Genomic DNA, 18,596 nt, shown 5'->3' on the forward strand with positions numbered 1-18,596 from the left:
ATATAACCTCTTGTTTTTATACTCATAATTTAAACATCTCCTTTCCCCTAATCTTCTGGCATATAGCTTGCAATATCCCCTGTCATACAGGAGGTATATGTTGAACCTAACTACAAACAAGACACGCTGTCCCTTTATTTATGAGCCCTTTGATGATTGTTACTGCGCAAAGATGAATAGCCAGGACATTGAACGGGCTGTGTATCTATGTTCCAATAATTTCGAAATGTGCGATATCTATAAAAAAGGGAACGGTAATGGCAATGGTAACGGCAATGGGAATGGGAACGGTAAAAAGATCATGAAAACAGGGTCTACAAATATTCGAGTCTCTCAAAAAATCATTACAGATAAGAAAGACTGATATTGAACCCTTTTTTTAAATCTGAATGACATGCTAAAGAAAATATTTTTAATTATCTGCCTTATATTAATAGCGCTGACAAATAACTTAAATGCGTCAACCTGTCCCACGTGCCCCGGTACAGGACCATACACAGCAGATAGTTATGGAACACTACGATCAGAATTCACTCCAGACGAGATTCCATATCTGTACTGGAAACTCCCATCGAGTAACATAAGCAATATTGTATCCTGGTGGGCGCTTGATGGGACTACTACGTTCTACTCTAAGGAGATGCTTAATACAAGCGGTTCAGATGAAATCATGCTTAGCCTGGATAACTGGAATTCAATTAACCCGAAAGTGGGGACCTGGACCATAAACGCTTTCTATTCAGCACCCGGGGAGAACACCATCTGCGCCAATAGCTTCACGGTTACTCCCGAACCGGTCAGTTCGATTCTATTCATATCAGGCGGGGCAGTCTTTGCAGTCAACCGCTGTTTAAAACGCAGGAAAAAGATAAAGCTCTCCTGATTAATTCCCGAAGTTTTTCAGAGCGAAGAAGGCAAGGTTTCAGTACTCTTAAAGTAATGCATTCCCTTCCATATCAAATCCCGACATACCGAAACAGGACAAAACAGTAGGCGCAATATCCATAAGGCTTGGGCTATTGCTGTTTGTCATAAAATTAGTGAGAAATATTCCCGGCACAACTGAAGGGTCAACTATATGGTCTCCGCTCCATTTTTTTAAATTATCAATGATGAGCTCTGAAGGCGCGCCGCCAATGGCCGTCTGCCACGACGCCCTGTAGCCATCCTGAAATCCAACCACAAGATCGGGAGATTCATTGACCTGGGCGCCGGAATAAATAATTTTATTTTTATAAACATTCTTAACGGCTGACTGCCCGTCTTTTGTGTCGGTCAAACGTATAAGGTTGTCCGCAATCTGACCGGCCACTGATTCAGCCTCTGCTCCTGCTCCGACTATGCCGTGCTTCTCCCTTCCTTTAATGTTTAAATAAATACTGCCGAAACCAAGGGCATATGCCTTTGTTTTCTTCCAGTCGACGTATTGAAATAAGCCGCCGCCTTCTTTATCATCTTCGGAGACTTTTTGGTTGAGAGTCATAAAACCGTTCTGTGCAAGCCATGAGTTTATGTTTACAGCGCGTCTAAAGCTTGCGAAGCCATGATCTGAAAAAACCATAAACGCTGTTCTGTCGTCGACCTGTTTCATTACTTCGCCAAGGATGACATCCATTTTCCTGTAATAATCATCAATGACGTGTCCGTACTTTTCAGCATACGCTTTATTATAAAGAGGATGCCCGGGGTCTTTAGTGACCCAGAAAATATGCTGTATTCTGTCAGTGGAAAAGAAAGCAGAAGCTAACAGCCCTTCCTTAAATCTGGTCAATTCATGCCAAAGCATCTTTTCCTGTTCGGCGATTATTTCATCGCACATTGCAATAAAAGCTTCCTCATCGATCCTTCCCTCTTCAAGGGCCTTCGTGTCCTCAGGCATACCAAGGGTATAAAATTGTCCGACTTCACCGGCAAGTTCCTTAATATAATCATCTGGACTCGATATTACAAATGCGGGGTCCTTCGGGTTTATCTGGACCGCAGTCATATAAAGCTCAAGTTCCGGAGCGGTTTTGTTTAAATAAAACTTAACAATACCTGACACTGTTTTCATAAGCCCGAGCTTGAATTTCAATTCAATCCAATCGCTCCACACGCCTTGTCTCAGCATTATTTTCTTGCCGTCGACGTTCATCTCTATACCTGAATTATCGGAATTTACGCTTATAACAAGATCAACTTTTGCGGTGTCCCTTGAGGTAAGCTTTGTAATATTTGGGCCAGAGATAGATGTCTTGACATTATTCCCCTCAAGCTTAACCTTTATGACTTTCTCGAATCCTTCTTCATTTTTGGTAATATCTCTTGTGGTATAAAATGCATACTTACCGAGACCGCCTTTTATGTCAGGGACGCCAAGCCCTGCATAAAGCTTTGCCTTGTTTTGTTTTGGTTGAAAGGTCATCGGCCATTTTAAAATAGTCGAAGGGATACCGCTGTCGGAAGTGTGATCCCAAAATGAATTTCCCTGCATCACGGGCAAAAACATCATTTCCCGTTTTCCGAAGACGTTCTTAGGATTCATTTTCAATATAGCCAACTGCGGCATATAGTCAGTCACTCTGCGGTTTAAAAAATCAAAAACACCATGATAACCGGGGTTATTGCCCGTGGCTATTGAGGCCCATGCAACCGGGCTTTGGGCAGGATTGCTCGTAGCTAATGGAGAAAATGTGCCCATCAGGCTGAGCTTATTAAAATTCGGTAAGTCACCCCGCTGCATCAGATGAGAAAGTAATTTAGGGTCCAGTCCGTCAAAGCCGAGAAGTATTACTCGTTTATATTTTGCAATTCCAGTGAATTTCACTGAATTGTCCATAAATATTAGCTCCTCTTCTGCAAGACTTGATAATCAATTGTAAGTTAATTCTATTTTTTGTGTCAATCAGAGCAGGACATGTTTTCTTTCTTTTGACAAAGAAGAATAAAGGAAATTATTGAAAGTAAAGTTGCAAAAAATAAAAAAGGGACGGATTAAGTTCCGTCCCCTTTTAGGATAAGCCAAGACTAAAAAGGTTTATCACCCACCCAGCCGTCAGTCCATTTAACGCCATAAGGACTGTATATAGTGCCCGTAAAACCATATCCTGACACGTCATTAGCAGTTGAATCGGCGCCTTCATTAAAAGGCCAATAGCCTTTCAATATATCTGAGTCAATCTTACACGGAGCTAAGGAGAAATTAAGTTGCTGACTCATGCATTCCTGCAGCTCAGCCCGTGTCCTTGCAACCGTCCAGAACCTTACCTCATCGATTTCGCCGTCGAACCTTGTATCATGACAAAGCCCGTCAAACCCCTTGACACAGTTGTTCGAGTCATCAGCAACGCCGTCACCATTTTTGTCCACATCCTTCGTGCCCTCAGCCTGGGGAATCATCCCTATGTATAGTTCCTTACTGTCGTCAGTAGCGATGAACTGTGAATCTAACGTGGCGCAATTCTTATATTCTCCATTTACATAAATATCCATGTGCGGTGTTGTATTCCTACCGTTAGCTTCTACTGTTTGGGTTACCCATGAACCTGACGCGTTTGTCGCGTACTTTAGATTACCATTAGTGGCATCGTAATAACTGATATATGCTTTATCTGAAGAGTCTAATGCAATGGATGTGAACTTACCGACATCTCCAGCACTGTCCACTGTTTCGGCTGTAGCGCAGTTTATTACCGGTGGAAATGCGCTTGTCGATGTGCATGTTGCATACTTGAGGTCGCCATTGGTGGCATCATAATAGCTGATGTGTATTTTATTGGTTGAGTCTTTCACTGAAGACTCATACTTACCGACATCTACACCGCTGGGATTGTCAACTGCTTGAGTTGTCCATGAAGCTGCTGAAGAGCTTGTAACTTGAGGTTTATATATACCATATTTAAGTATGCCGGCAACATCATAATAAGTGATGTGGACTTTATTGCCATTCTGTCCCGATTGTGTAAATGATTCAATACGAGACAAGGAGCTATACTGACCTACATTTCCAGTGCTCTCTAACGTTTTTTGTACCCACGAACCAGTTGCATTTGTTGCGTATTTTAGGTCGCCAGTAGTGACATCATAATAGCTGATGTAAGCGCTGTTTGTTGAGTCTAACGCAATGGACGAATACTTACCAACATCTTCTCCGCCTGTATTGTCCGCAGTTGCTGCTGACCACGACCATACTGGAGGGGTACCTGTGCCCGTAAACGTAGCATATTTAAGTATTCCTGCAGCATCATAATAACTGATATAGGCCCTATTGTTATCTTCGCCGGTTCGTTTGGTTGGCTCCACTGTAATGGATGAATACTTGCCCACATCTCCACTATTGTCTACCAGTGCTTTAGCCCATGAACCTGAGGCGTTTGTCGCAGACTTGAGGTCTCCAGTGGTGGCATCATAATAGCTGATATAAGCGCTGCCTGTTGAGTCTAACGCAAGAGATGAGTACCTGCCAACGTCTCCAACAGTCCCAGCGCTGTCATCTACTGTAGATGTGACCCAGGAGCCTGTGGCGTTGGTTGCATACCTGAGATGACCATTATAATAACTAATATGGGCTTTCTTTGATGAGTCTATCTTTATTGAGGTAGAAAAACTTTCATCTATCGGACAGATTGCATGGTCAGCACTGTGATCTGCATTAGCAAGCACACCCGCGACATGTGTCCAATTATTTTCTGATAAATCAACGTTTGCGGATACATTATAATAAACGCTTCCAACCTTGACACTAAACTTGGGCTGATTGTCTTTTACATACGTTGAAAAACCTCCGTTCACAGAAAAACGCGAAAATATCCCGCCGTTAAAAGCGCCGCTTGTTTTTCTCTTTATCCATGCCTCAGCAGTAAACTCCTTCCCATTAATAGCAGCATAAGTTGCAAGCTTCGGATCTTCAACGAAAGCTCCACAATTATACATATTCTCGCCTTTATTAATGCCGGTAGCGCGACTGCAATCAAGCGCAAAATCGCCCGCATTAATTGCCGCCACTTTTTGCTGTGGATCGTTTCCGCAACTAATTATTATTAAGCCTGAACATAAAATTATGATTGCTCCGATAAGCAAGAAGATAGGTTTACTTTTTCTCAGCTTCATTATGCCTCCTTCAGGTTTTGTATAAAAGGAAAGATTGAAAATTATAAGTTATTAAATCTCAAATGTCAACTTAAGTTTTTTAAATTCAGTTATTAGCTAATCTATATTTATTTACTTTATCGGAAAAATTTAAAGGGTCAAGCTCTGCCGCCTTTTCAGCTTCCTTTATTGCGTTACCTTTATCGCCGGCCGCAAAATAAATTTCCGCAATATCAAAATGATATCGGGCGTTACCCGGAAATTTTTTTATAATCTTTTTATAAAATTGAAGCGCGATTTTATAATCTCCTGTCTCTCTGGCGGCATCAATAAGAACGAAAAGCTCATCTGTTGATAACCCTGAAGCAATGCCGTCTTCTTTGGACTTCCTGAGCTTTTTTACATTTTCAAGTGCATCATTTATTACAGCTTTTTTCGACGTCAATATTCCTGCAAGCGCCAGTTTCAACTGAACTGTATCATTTTGCGGATTAATAGCCGCGGCTTTATTAACTGATAACAAAGCATTCTCATAGTCCTTTTTAAGGATAAAATTATCAGCAAGGGCAAAATAATTCCATTGATTTTCAGGTGCAATTATCATGCACTCTTTAATGAGCGCCCCTGCCTTATTTATAAATGATGGTTCATAGACCGCGATAGCATGATACAGGTCTACCACCTCCATCCGGTATTGCAAATTATAAAAATCATCCGCAACCAATTTTTTTGCCTCTTCAGCCGACATCTGTATGAATTTCAACGCCCCTTCTATCTCAAAGGCTTTTATTCCCAATATTCCAGTCGAGATAGCGGACATCAATCGACGGACTTCCGTGCTGCCGAATGTATCGATTGACAGGGCTGTTTTAAAATCGTCTAAAAAAGTCAAAAAAGTCTTATATCTGTTTTCCTTAAAACCGGATATAATGCGACTTGTAAGGTATGATTCCCGCATAGGCCTGTAATTAACAAAGTATGCAGTTGCCGTAATTAAAAACAGAGCAAGAGAAACCGCGCATAGAGACCTGAGCTGAAGACCGTTTATATTTGCGGAGCTATCAGGATGCGGCAGTTTCTCAAGATCATGAAGGCTGTCGATATATGCCAATAAAGTAAAAAAAACGAGGTATGAATTAATAGTATCAAAAACTGACAAGTTTTGTACAAGATAAGCTGCAAGGGCAGTTATAAGAACAACCGCTTCAATTTTGATAATAGCTCCTTTTCTAAGGGCAGACCAAATGACGTAGACAGACATTCCAAAAATCGACAGGTAGGAAAGCAGTCCGGTTATTCCGGCATTAATCAGCCAATCCAGGAAAATATTATGTGCCCTGTCCAGGAAATTCCTCCCTCCGTAAGGGATGGGCCTTAACGAATACAGGCTCATGAAGTTTTCCTGCCCCCAGCCTAAGACCGGCCTTTTCTTAATGCCCTCCCATGCCACCTTCCATGCGTCTAATCTTGAAGTGACAGACGCGTCTACAGTTGCCGTCGCAAATCTGGGCAATGTGCTTTGGAATTCTAAATCCTGAGGCAGCGGAGGGGCATCATAAAAAGATAAAATAATAAGGGGCGCGAGAAGGGCCATGCCGGTGACCGATAATGCAATCTTCCTGTATAACTTATCACGGGATGTTTTTGTCTTTCCAAGAATATAAAAAAGACTAAAAACTATTACGCCGCAAAAGACAGCCAGAATAGCGCCTCTTGTAGCCGTAAAATAAATAGCCAGCATGTCCGCAAAGACAGCGGACAGATATAAACATCTTAACAAAACACTTCGGACGCTGAAGAGCAGTCTTAATCCTATAAAAACGGCCAGCAGCAGGTAAGAGGCCAAAAAAGACGGATGTCCTATCGTGCCGTATTCCCTGAGCGCTTCGCCATGCAGCAATTTATGATATAAGACATATGTGCTGACGCATACACTTGCCAGGAAAACAATATTCAGGTACAGCGTCCAATCCTTTTGGGTCCTGAAAACACTTTTCATAATTACGAAATACAAGGCGAGATGAAGGATAGTTATATAACCCTCCATGCGTTCATAACCGGACCAGAAACTCTTATAAGGGTTCACTCCCAGCAAATCCGCAAGTCCCGCGATAAAAGTAAAAACCAGGATCGCTAAAAAAACAGGTGAGGTTTTGGGACGGTGTTCTTCGCTAAGCATCATAAGTCCTATCCAGAAAACAGCAGCGGATTCCACTATAATCCTGAACGCATAATTCTTTCCTTCTATATATGGAAATATGAATGACCCGGACACAAAGAGAGGCAAAAATGGAATCAGGAAAATAAGTATCTTGACGGCATGAATATAAAATGATTTTAATTTAGTGATATACATTTCACATTTGATAACGTTCTAAACAATAGAAGGACTATTATAACTATGGCCAGAATAATATACAGTATGGAAAACCATTTGTCCGCGCTAAAAATTCCAGTGCAATTCTCTCTGTTTTACTACTGGATGAGGCGCCTTTTCACTCAGGTCATAGAGATAAACCGCTGCTCCCTCCCCCTCAAAGGAGTCAATCTGCCTGCCTATAGTATTTAAGTAATATACAAAAAAGACTTTTTCATTTATGCCTTTTTTAAGTACAGGTGTCTCGGTGAAAAGTATCCACACCCTCTTTTTACCATGAAGATGGTCCAGATCATCAGTGTATGCGTTTAAATAGTCAACTGAAAAGGCCCATAAATTATTCTTTTCACCAGCGTATATCCCGACAATATAATCTTTGTCGTTAAAACCGTATTTTTTCTTATAGTATTCAAAGACAGGATGGGCGCGATAATGAACATACAGAACATCTCCCTCCTGCCAATGCTTTCGAACATAATTGATCGCCGGCTTGATTTCTTCCTGGACAACAGGTTTGAACAGGTGGTGTGCAGCTGAAAGCAGCGGGTAAAACAACAATAACCCGATCAACACTGTTCCGATTATTGGTGTATGCCGGGCGGTTTTATCTCTTATATATTCCGCCCCTTCAGCGATAAAAAACAGCAGGGGAGGCACAAGAAATAATATCATTCTGTGCCTGAATGGGTACATATAAAAGCTTGAAGCCAACAGGACAAAAACAACAGGGGAAATAAGGATAAAAAACCTGTCTTTCTTCTCGGAAAAAATTGAAATGCCGCCTGTAATAAACGCAAATGCCGCTATGCCCGACAGAGAGATCCCAACGGTTTCATCGAAAACCCTGAAGAAGCTTCTTATATACCACGCAATACCGAAAAAAGACAAAGGGGGAAAAGGCGCGAAGGCTTCCTCGCCCCCGAATGTATTTACAAACCATTCGGCATTTGTGAGGTTCTTCAGGTATAAAAAATAACAAAAAGCAAAGCTGATCAACCAGCATGTGTAAATCATTAATAAAGCGCCGGCCTTTTGCCATTCCTTCCTTATAACAGAACATACGCCCAAAGTGGCGCCGGCGCCGGCCAGGATGAACACTGAAGTGCTGGAAAACCATATCACTACGGAGCCTATCGCCGCAAATACGACAGCGCGGGGAAAAAACAATCTGTTTGAATGAAAATACATAGCTGTCATATATACCAGGAGAGCAGCAGCTATATCGCTTGAATAGGGCCTGACTGAAGATGAATAGTAAATCAATGGTTCTAATGTAGCAAACAGTATAAGCGCAACCGTAACGGCATTGCCTTTTATATATTGTCTGGCAGTGTAATAAAAGAGGACTAAGGAAACTATCCCCGCAATGAGAGGAAAAAGGCGAAGCACATATTCGCTGTTTCCCATAAACTGAACGGCAAGCTTCTCGATTACAAAAAACCCGAGCGGCGGCGAAGGTATGAAAATATCCGGAGGCGGGCCGAGCAAGCCAGAGAATGACCTGCCAAGTATACCTGCAACCGTATCTCTTGCTTCATCTATATAAAGAGAGAAATTATGAAGGTATTGGACGATGCGGAAAATTATACCGAATGAAATTATAATCCATGGAAACCTGTCGGATTTATATAGTAAGTTTAACTTATGGAACATAACATGGCACTTACAATCTTATTTCAAGATGAAGAAAAATAAATAAAGTTAACAAAAGTTTTCAATATTATAAAGCGCGATGCCCATTTCTTCTACTCTAAATCAAAATTACCGTCACCGTTTTTCCATGATGATCGCCTGCCTCAGGCTTAAGGATCTCAGGAAAGGTATTGAAGAAATTATCCTCCCTGCCGACTCCACCTTTTTCAATTGTTGTTCGGAATCAGCGCTCGCGACAAAATTAACATAAACCACACGAAAATTTTTAAAATAAGGAGAAAACAATCTGCGAAGGACTGGCGCGTAATTTCTCACGACAGCGAGGCGTTCTTCGGATGGAATCAGGTGGGCTATAAAAATGAGAGGATTTATGGTATTGGGCTCTACCGCTAAAAGCCGCCCGCCGTGTTTCAGCACGCGGTTAAAGTGGAAAATAGATCTTTTGATGTCTGGTATGTGATGGAGGACATCCATACATAAAATCGTATCAACGCTCTCATCCGGCATGTCTATGTCTTCCCCGCTTTGAACGCGGGCTTCAATATTTTTTAATCCTTTCGCTTCAATGAGTCTCTTAGCTTCAGAAATCATTGACGCTGAATAATCAAGGCCGATAATTTGTTCACAGTATTTTGCCAAAACCGGCCAATAGAGTCCCGTCCCGCAGCCGACGTCGAGCACTTTACCGGCTGCCTTCCCCAAAAACCTGGAAAACAGTTCGTCATACACGGACGCCATGAAGGGTTTGCGGTCCAGCATGAACGGATCAAATCTCTCATAATAGCCGCAGCTGAAAATCCCCCGCGTCGGCATGCGCTGCTGAACAAGCCGTGAATAATGTGTATCCTGTTTCTTATTGTTCTGGAAAAACAATCTGATATGTGTCCTTAAATATCTTAGACCTTGGTAAAGTCTCTCTCAAATTTATACTTAACGGGATCGAAGGCATCAGGATTCTTCAAGTAGAGGCCGGCGATCTCCATTGCCTGTGCGATGGAATGGTCCTGGTTGTTGTACCAAAAACCTCCGGTGCGCCCGAAATTCAGTAAATTCTTGTAATTATGCAGCGCATCAGAAATCAAATTTATCTTGCGCGGATAATTGAGCGTGTAGATCGGATAGGCATTCGGGATACGTTCAAATTTAACGTCGATGAAGTCATTAAAACGCGCGACAAGTTTCGACTTAATCAGGAACTCCTCAATGACCACATCCATGCGTTCGGGATGTGTCCAGATCCCGTCACCCTCCATACATGTCAATTCCACGCATAAACCGCTTTTCCCTTCAGGAGCGAGGTTGGGATTAAACATTGTCGGGATAGCAATACGCGAAACAGGCGCATCTTCAGTGCCGTAGTAGCACCACTGAAAAAGCTGTTCCGGGGGGGCATCTATAATATAATTAGCAAGGACGAGGGCGAGGTACTCAACACTCGGCAGTTTATCATCAACACCTAACAATTTCAACAGGACCGGTATCGGCGCTGACCAGAACAGGTTTTTGGTTTCAATTTTCTCCGAGTCGTTTACCACTACGCTTTCAACGGAACCGTCATTAGTCTTTATAGAAGTGACTGTGCTGGAAAGCAAAACACGGCCGCCCAATTTTTTGATTTTCTGTTCCAGATACTGGCAAAATACATCATTCCCCCCGCTCTTTGGATATATAAATTTCGTGTCCACTGCTTTTGGCATTAAAGTGGAACGCACCACATCGATAAGACTGCTTGCCTTTACCCGCTTGTCAATTACAGCGCGATTAATGCCCGTCTTGGCCCAGTCTGAATGCAACTGAGAGCAATCATATTTAAGAAATTTCTGGGTGTATGGTTTAAAGAAAACCTTGTAGAGGCTTTCTCCATACTTCTCAATAATAAAATCCTCAAAACTTTCAGTCTTCGCCGTCTTCTTTACCAGTAAATCAACAGTTGATTTAAGCATAAGCAGGAAAGGCAATTTGAAAACCGTATTAATTTTTAAAGGCCAGTTATGATAATGGTCATACATCCAGACGCTGCTGAATCTTCCGATCTCAATATGGTCATCCCCGAGTATTTCCAGCACAAAATCCATGACAGCCTTGTCATCAGAATGATAGCGGTGAGGACCAATATCGAAAATGAATGCATCTGAGCCGATATTGTAAGTGAAACTGCGTGCCAATCCTCCAACCCTGTCTTCTTTCTCTACAATCACTACAGGATTCTTAACGCCTGTTTCCAATAATTTATAAGCCAATGTCAGTCCGGCAATACCGGCCCCTGTAATCACTATGCTCTTTTCACCCATTATCAAGCTTCCTTTCTTAGCGGTTTACAATGCTAACATGAGGCGAGTTTATTAGCGCTGCGTTTATAATTTTTTGCAAGCCAGGCCACTTTTATTTTACGAAATAAGGTCATCTCCACTTTTGTTTTAAAGCGTCTGCTCAGTAAGGCCCAGCCATAACCAAACATTCTCACAGGATGATAAAACATCTTGATGAAAATATACTGAATGTATATGCTCTTTCTGAATTTTGCAACCGTACTGTAATCATCTCTCCATTTAGGAGTGAACGTTAGTTGATTGAGGTCTTGAAATTTATTCAGATACTGCTGATATATTTGCGAACCCGGCATTGGAGTAATGATAAAAAGCGCCACTTCGTCAACTCCCACCTTCGCCAACTGACGCACCAACCCGGCGGTTTGCTGACGGTCAGGGTCATTTTCTCCAGGATACCCGAGTACGAAACATGCCTGTGTGTATATGCCTTTTCGATTCATAAGGCTGAACATCTCCACCGCATGGTCAATATCAACGGGCTTATTCATCAACTTCAAAATGCGCTTTGATCCTGATTCAGGAGACATCGATACATAGTTACAGCCTGCTCCTGCCATCAAATCTATGGCCTCGCTGTCAAGCGATTCAAGTTTTGTGCCCTGGGCCAGTTTCCATGTAATGCGTATATTCCGCTCATTCAACAAGCGGCAGAATTCTTTTATCCGCTTCTTGTTCAGTGTCGGATTTACGTCTTCGAAATGAAATTCATTCACGCCATATTTTTTTTGAAAATATTCAATTTCATCAACAACGTTCCTCGCAGACCGCGCCTGCCACTTTCTGTCGCTTACCTCAGGCATTATGCAGAATCCGCAGTTATATGCGCACCCTCGCGATGACAGCAGGGGCAGATATTTATCTGAAGCAAGCGGGCCATGAGCATAACCTAAGCGCCAGTAATTCTGTAATGGAAGCAGGTCCCATGCCGGAAAAGGCAGATCATCCAGGTTTGCGTCTTTAGTAAAATCGCGGGGCGGGACAATCTTGTCACAATTAGCCTTTGTGATCACGCCGTCCTGATCATGCACTGATGCGCCATTCCGGACTGATTCAAGAAGCCGCTGTGTTCGGTGTTCAAGGTAACCCAATACCACATAATCTATTCCATGAGCAAAAAAGTCCTTGTACACTTGTCTGAGAGAATAAGAATTTACTTTATTTATATTCTCAAGGACAATAGTAGCGCAATGCGGGAATCTTTTCTTGATAGAATCTATTATTTCCAAAAGTATATTGTGCGTTACTGTAAGATGCGCATAAAAACCGACCACCTGAATATCGGAGGGGATTTTCTCTGTTACTTGATCCGGCGTTAGTCCCTGGATATAATACTTCCCGCTGCTTCTCACCTGGTCAGGAGCATCTCCGAATGCATCTATGACCTGGATATCATGGTTCTGACTGCGTAAATAGCCGGCAAGATATGCAAGCCCAATTGGCATATATGGAATTCCGCTCCCTGATAGATCTATTTTTTGAGACACTATGTTGGGATTGATCAAGGTGATTTTCATGTTTTCATTACGTTAGCTGCTGGGAAAAACATAATTATAAGCGTAACTAAACCAACTTGTGTGAGATGATAAATGATGTGCATTTGCATCTGAATATAAAAAAATTTTAACACAAAATAAGGATTATTGACAATACTGCCCTCTATTTAAAAAAATCCCCCTCCTGATAAAGGAGGGGGCCAGAGGGGGGTAGTGAGCCTTTAATAACTACATCTTTAACTTTGCTATCTCTTTTGTCAGGAGCGTTGCCTTTCTGGAATCCATCATTCCTATAACAAGCCCGGCTTTTTTGCTCTCCATTTTTAGCAATATCTGGATCGCGGTCTCATTGTCGAGACCGACAAGCCTCTGTGCCGCATCTTCAGGCGGCATGGCTTCATAGGCCTTTGCAACGTGCCTCAATCTCTTGTTGCCCGTCTCTTCCGCCATCTGCAGGGACTTTTCGATCTGCTGCAGGATGTTTGAATACTTAGCTATCTCATCTTCCACTTCTTTCTTTAATATCTTGAGCCGTTCCGTCTCCTGTTTTATGATCTCTTCCTTCTTTGCAAGCTCAAGCTTCTGCTTCTCTATGCCGCCTGCCGCATCATCCTCAGCATATGCGGTAACCGATAGAAGAAACAGGGCCATAATACAAAATATTAACTTTTTCATCTTAACCTCCTTGAAATCGAGAAGAAATCATTTTCTTTCTGTTCCAGGTTCAATTTTTCCTTATGCTCACGCTTGATGATCCTTTCATGCAGTATCTCAACCACCTTTTTGTCCTTGTACGCGGTGACAAGCGTGTCCTTTAAACAGGTAAGTTCATCCTGGCACTGCGCGTGGACTTTTTTCTGTTCAATTATTTTTCCGTTAATGCGTGAAAAAAAGTCATAACACGAGATCAGGTTGTTCGCGTCCAGAGAGCCTTCCTCCTGCTTCTCGTTAAAGAACCTGAGCATGTCGGTAAAATTATTTTCAAGGGACTGAAGTTTGGTGTTCTCTTCATCGACTTTATCAGCCGCTTTCTTTACCTCCATTTCAACTTCTTTCTTCTTGCTGTCTTTTAATTTCAATATCTTTGAGATCGTCTTCTGTTTAGGCATTTTCCTTCTCCATTTGATCAAAGATAAAATATAATCCCTGTATGCTGTCGGCGAAATCTATCCGCTCATTCATGCCCTGTCTGAGATAACCCTTGAACCTGTCTATCAGTTTTATTGAATAATCGACCTTGAAGTTCGAGCCGTGCTTGTATGCGCCGAGGTTTATCATGTCTTCAAACTTTTTATATACGGACAGCGCCTCGATAAACTTGCCGGCGTATTCCCTGTGCCTGTCATCTATAACATGGGGCATGACCCTGCTGATGGACTGCAAAACGTCTATGGAGGGATAATGGTTCTCCATCGCGAGGTCTCTCGATAATACTATGTGCCCGTCGAGTATCGCCCTCGACATGTCCGCTACAGGCTCCAGCATATCGTCTCCTTCAACAAGGACTGTGTAAAGGCCCGTAATGCTGCCCGCGCCTTCCGAAGTGCCGACCCTTTCGAGCAGTTTCGGAAGAAGCGCAAATACCGAAGGGGTGTAGCCTCTTGTTGTCGGCGGCTCTCCTACAGCGAGACCGACTTCCCTTTGCGCCATAGCGACGCGCGTCAGCGAATCCATCAGGAGCAGGACGTTCTTTCCGCAGTCCCTGAAATATTCCGCTATCGCGGTGGCTGTGAAAGCGCCCCTTACCTTTGCAAGCGGGGTCTGCTCTGAAGTAGAGACGACCACAACTGACTTTCTCAATCCTTCTTCTCCAAGGTTCTTGTCAATAAACTCCCTGACCTCGCGGCTCCTTTCACCGATCAGCGCTATCACATTGACCGCTGCCTCAGAATATTTCGCGATCATGCCTAACAGCACGCTTTTCCCGACGCCCGAGCCTGCCATTATCCCGACCCTTTGCCCCTTGCCGCAAGTGAGCAGGCCGTTAATTGTCCGGATGCCGATATCTATCGGCTCTTCGATCATTTGTCTTGTCAGCGGATGCGGCGATGTTTTATAAAGCAGATAATCCATCCCGTCTATGTGTCCCTTTCCGTCTATCGGCCTGCCAGCCGCGTCAAGCACCCTTCCTACAAGTTCATCACAAACCTTTACCGAAACATTCTTCCCAAGCGGCAATACCCGGCTGCCGTGCCTTATGCCGGAAATCTCGCCGGTAGCCATGAGGATGACCTGTCCTTCTTTAAAACCGACAACCTCCGCTTCTACGGAAGGAGAATTTTCAGAATAAATCCTGCACGATTCTCCGATGCTCACATCAAGCCCGGTTGCCTTGATGGTAAGCCCGGTTATCTCCACTATCCTTCCGTAGACCTTCAGCGGGTCTGAATTCTCAACAGCAGATATGTATTGTGCCAGATCGATGTTAATCATAAGTTAGAAATAAGCTAAAAGCTACGAGCTAACAGCTAAAAGTCATTAGCTCATTCATTACTTTCTGTTTTACTTTTTGCCCTCTGCCCTTTGCCCTTTGCAGCAGTAACAGCCTTCATTTCTTCCACAACTTTTGCCAGAAGCGAATCAATGTCCGTTACTACTTCCTCGGTCTTACTTATCACAAGAGGTCCCATAACCGGCACACTGGAAATCACTTCAAAGACTATGTCCTGATGGATGTCAACCAGTTCCTGTTTTTTCTTAATGAACAGTTCATGCAGCGCGGGATTAATTTTAATTGTGATGACGCCCGTACGCTGCAATTTCTTCAGGGCTTCCTTTACCATCGCAATAATAATTTCCGGCCTTGTTTTTATCTCCTCAATAATTATTTTCTTCGCTATTGCAACCGCAAGGTCGACTGACTGCTGCTCAAGCGCTTCAGCAAGGTTATCTTTGACCGTCGTTATCTCATCAATGATCTTTTCAAGCCCCTCAATAAGGACAAGGGCCTTTTGCTCCCCGCCCGCATAACCGGCCTTCTCGCCTGCCGCGAAACCGTCTTCATATGCCCTTCTCTGGATCTCTTCCGACCTCTGCATAATTGATTCACGGCTTAACGGCCTCCTGTCTTCTTCAAGGGCCGGCATAGTGAAAACAGACGCCTCGGTGTGCTTTGGAATCCTCGCCTTAAACAAATTCTTCCTTGCCCCTTCCCGCTATCACAACCTTGCCTTCCTCATCAAGCTTCCTTGCGATCTTGACGATGTTCTGCTGTGACTTCTCAACATCGGACACCTTCACAGGGCCCCTTGTCTCCATCTCTTCCTTCAAAATCTGCACCGCCCTCTGAGACATATTCTTGAAGATCTTTTGCTTAAATGTGTCGGTAGCTGTTTTTAAAGCAAGCGTGAGGTCCTCGGTGGTGATCTCTTTCAATATGAGCTGGATCCCCCTGTCATCTATCTTCTCAAGGTCATCAAACACCAGCATAAGCTCTCTGATCGAATCCGCCATCGCGTTGTCCCTGCCTTCTATGTTGCCGAGTATCTTCTGCTCTGTGGTCCTTTCACAGTGGTTTAATATCTCGGCAATTACCTTTGTGCCTTGAAAGGACTTTCCCTGGTTCCCCTTGCCAATATCCAGTTGTCCTTTAAGCACCTCCTCTATTTCTTCAAGCGCGCTGTCAGGTATCCTCTCGGTTGTCGCGACCCTGAGCGCAACATCAGCCCTTACATGCTCCGGCAGCGCCTCCATAATTGCGGCCGCCTGCTCTGAATCAAGAAGACATAAAATCAGGGCGATGGTCTGGGGATGTTCAGTCACGAGAAAGCTTGAAAGGATCTTGGGGTTTACCCATTTCAATGATTCCAGCGGGCTCTCTTTAGATACCATCTCGAGGATTTTCTCGGCATCGGCGTTTCCAAGCCCTTTGGTCAAAATCTTTTTCACATATTCCTCGCCTCCGACCTGGGTTATGTCGCCGCTGCTTACCTTTTCCAGTGTTTCAATAAAAACGCTCTCTATCTTCGTGCGGTCGGACCTTTTCATGCGCGACATGTACGAGGTGATTTTACCTATGACTTCCGGGTCGAGGCCTTTTAAAATCTGTGACGCCGTCTCCTCGCCTACGGCGCTTAAAAATATGGCTGCTTTCTCATACCCGTTCATCGCCATCTATTTTTCCTCAAGCCAGCCCTTCACCAGCACAGCCGCCTGCTGCGGGTTTTTGTTCGCCCAGTCTATGACCTTCTTTTCAAGCGGTATCTCTTTGGCCTGCAGCGGGCTTTCATCCAGGGCGTTTGCTGCCCCTGCTGCGCCTCCGGGATAAGACTGCTGCTGCCTGACCGGCATCGATGAAAGCGTCTTCATCAGAGGACGGACAACAAAGAGGAAGAACAATAAGGCAACGGCAACCGGTATGAGGTATTTCGAAACACTCATGACGATCGGCATAATTTCCCTCGGAGCGTCTTTGGCGTCCTCAACCGCCATTTCCCTGAACGGCATGACCTTCACGCTGATCTCGTCTCCCCTGTCGGAGGTGAAGCCAACGGTCTTTTTAACTATGTCTTCATAATACTTAACATCTTCTTCAGAGCGCTGGACGTATTGTTTCGCGTTTTCCACCGCCCCCTGCTGCGACGGGAGAATGCCGTCAACAAGTATCGCCACCGTCATCCTCTCAAGCGAAACCGGTGATTCAACTACGTGGGTAACGGTCTTGCTCGTTTCGTAATTGATCGTTTCATCCTGCTTTGAGGATTGTCCCTGTGAGCCTGCATACTGCGGGGCTGCCCCGCCGGGCAGATTGGATGCGGTGCCGGGGATGCCGGCAGGCGTGCCGGAGGTGGACTTTTCAGAGCTCTTCTGCTCGCTCCTTACAACAACTCCTTCGGGATCAAACTTCTCTTCGGTCCTTTCGCTCTTTGTGAAATCAAACGCAGCGGAAACTTTCGCCTTCACCTTGCCTCTGCCTGCAACGGGTTCAAGAATGCTGACGATCTTTTGCGCGATGTTCGATTCATAACTGTGCTGGTACTCCATCTGTGACCCGCTGAGGCTGAGCATGCTGTCATTAGTGGGTTTCTGAAGGAGATCGCCTTTGCTGTCGACAACGGTGATATTTTCGGGGTTCAGTCCTTCCACGCTGCTTGCCACAAGGTGAATTATGCCGTCCACTTCACTGCTGCTGGGTTTCCTTCCCTGCTTAAGGGTCAGAAAAACCGCGGCTGTGGCATCCTGCTTCTCCTGCTGAAAGGCGAACACGGATTTATCGGGCACCACCAGATGCACCCTGCACTGCTGCACGCTCGCGAGAGAGCGGATGGTCCGGGAGAGTTCCCCTTCAAGCGCCCTCCTGTAATTGAGCTTCTGGACAAACTCGCTTGTTGTAAAAGTTGTATTATCAAATATTTCAAATCCTACGCCGCCGCCCTGCGGAAGGCCCTGCGAGGCAAGCTGGAGCCTTGTGTCGTAAACCTTGTCCGAGGCAACAAGCACAGCGCCGCCGTCGCCAACTTTATACGGTATCTTCTTTTCCTGTAATGCCTGGACGATCTTCCCCGCGTCTTCTTCTGAAAGGTTTGAATACAGGACCTGATAATCGACCCTCTGCATCCATGACATCAGGAGGATTATTCCGGCAATGCTTATCACCAGCACTGCCAGGGCCGCGGTCTTTTTTGAAGCAGGCCAGGATTTTAAATTTTCAAAAACATTGTCGATAGCCGCCATTCA

The 18,596-nt window shown here is 44.2% G+C and carries 15 protein-coding genes; 2 read left to right on the forward strand and 13 right to left on the reverse strand.

Going from position 1 to position 18,596, the window contains the following annotated elements; all coding sequences use genetic code 11:
* Positions 1 to 97 precede the first annotated feature (97 nt).
* Both HZB61_08670 and HZB61_08675 read left to right on the forward strand, forming a co-directional pair.
* Positions 98 to 364: a hypothetical protein gene (locus HZB61_08670; GenBank protein MBI5056673.1), complete on the forward strand. Its 267-nt coding sequence runs from the start codon at positions 98 to 100 to the stop codon at positions 362 to 364.
* A 30-nt stretch (positions 365 to 394) separates the two neighbouring features.
* Entirely contained in the window at positions 395 to 883 is a 489-nt protein-coding gene (locus HZB61_08675) for a hypothetical protein (protein MBI5056674.1), read from the forward strand.
* Positions 884 to 931: 48 nt separating this feature from the next.
* On the opposite strand, the gene HZB61_08680 is transcribed toward HZB61_08675, so the two are convergent.
* From HZB61_08680 to fliF, 13 genes are all read right to left on the reverse strand, one after another.
* Positions 932 to 2,818 (reverse strand): alkaline phosphatase family protein, encoded by a 1,887-nt coding sequence (locus HZB61_08680; protein ID MBI5056675.1) that lies wholly within the window; start codon positions 2,816 to 2,818, stop codon positions 932 to 934.
* A gap of 188 nt (positions 2,819 to 3,006) precedes the next feature.
* Positions 3,007 to 5,088, reverse strand: a complete 2,082-nt coding sequence (locus tag HZB61_08685; GenBank protein MBI5056676.1) for a hypothetical protein — start codon at positions 5,086 to 5,088, stop codon at positions 3,007 to 3,009.
* A gap of 85 nt (positions 5,089 to 5,173) precedes the next feature.
* Complete coding sequence (locus tag HZB61_08690) at positions 5,174 to 7,249, reverse strand: O-antigen ligase family protein (protein MBI5056677.1); 2,076 nt, start codon at positions 7,247 to 7,249, stop codon at positions 5,174 to 5,176.
* A 261-nt stretch (positions 7,250 to 7,510) separates the two neighbouring features.
* Entirely contained in the window at positions 7,511 to 9,097 is a 1,587-nt protein-coding gene (locus HZB61_08695; GenBank protein ID MBI5056678.1) for a glycosyltransferase family 39 protein, read from the reverse strand.
* A 114-nt stretch (positions 9,098 to 9,211) separates the two neighbouring features.
* Complete coding sequence (locus HZB61_08700; protein ID MBI5056679.1) at positions 9,212 to 9,910, reverse strand: class I SAM-dependent methyltransferase; 699 nt, start codon at positions 9,908 to 9,910, stop codon at positions 9,212 to 9,214.
* Between the two features lie 83 nt (positions 9,911 to 9,993).
* Positions 9,994 to 11,388, reverse strand: a complete 1,395-nt coding sequence (locus HZB61_08705; GenBank protein MBI5056680.1) for an FAD-dependent oxidoreductase — start codon at positions 11,386 to 11,388, stop codon at positions 9,994 to 9,996.
* A 32-nt stretch (positions 11,389 to 11,420) separates the two neighbouring features.
* Positions 11,421 to 12,869, reverse strand: a complete 1,449-nt coding sequence (locus HZB61_08710; protein ID MBI5056681.1) for a B12-binding domain-containing radical SAM protein — start codon at positions 12,867 to 12,869, stop codon at positions 11,421 to 11,423.
* A gap of 279 nt (positions 12,870 to 13,148) precedes the next feature.
* The gene (locus HZB61_08715; protein ID MBI5056682.1) at positions 13,149 to 13,595 is read right to left on the reverse strand and encodes a hypothetical protein; all 447 of its coding nucleotides are present in this window, start codon (positions 13,593 to 13,595) and stop codon (positions 13,149 to 13,151) included.
* Positions 13,592 to 14,029: a flagellar export protein FliJ gene (gene fliJ, locus HZB61_08720; GenBank protein ID MBI5056683.1), complete on the reverse strand. Its 438-nt coding sequence runs from the start codon at positions 14,027 to 14,029 to the stop codon at positions 13,592 to 13,594. Before fliJ ends, HZB61_08715 begins: the two co-directional genes overlap by 4 nt.
* Complete coding sequence (locus tag HZB61_08725; protein ID MBI5056684.1) at positions 14,022 to 15,353, reverse strand: FliI/YscN family ATPase; 1,332 nt, start codon at positions 15,351 to 15,353, stop codon at positions 14,022 to 14,024. The genes fliJ and HZB61_08725 overlap by 8 nt, the downstream gene beginning before the upstream one ends.
* A 50-nt stretch (positions 15,354 to 15,403) precedes the next feature.
* Positions 15,404 to 16,054 (reverse strand): hypothetical protein, encoded by a 651-nt coding sequence (locus tag HZB61_08730; protein ID MBI5056685.1) that lies wholly within the window; start codon positions 16,052 to 16,054, stop codon positions 15,404 to 15,406.
* Positions 16,047 to 17,033: a flagellar motor switch protein FliG gene (gene fliG / locus HZB61_08735; protein ID MBI5056686.1), complete on the reverse strand. Its 987-nt coding sequence runs from the start codon at positions 17,031 to 17,033 to the stop codon at positions 16,047 to 16,049. Before fliG ends, HZB61_08730 begins: the two co-directional genes overlap by 8 nt.
* On the reverse strand, positions 17,034 to 18,593 hold the full coding sequence (gene fliF, locus HZB61_08740; protein MBI5056687.1) for a flagellar M-ring protein FliF: 1,560 nt from the start codon (positions 18,591 to 18,593) through the stop codon (positions 17,034 to 17,036).
* Between the last annotated feature and the right edge of the window lie 3 nt (positions 18,594 to 18,596).

Source organism: Nitrospirota bacterium, from assembly GCA_016214845.1.
Classification (GTDB): domain Bacteria; phylum Nitrospirota; class Thermodesulfovibrionia; order UBA6902; family UBA6902; genus SURF-23.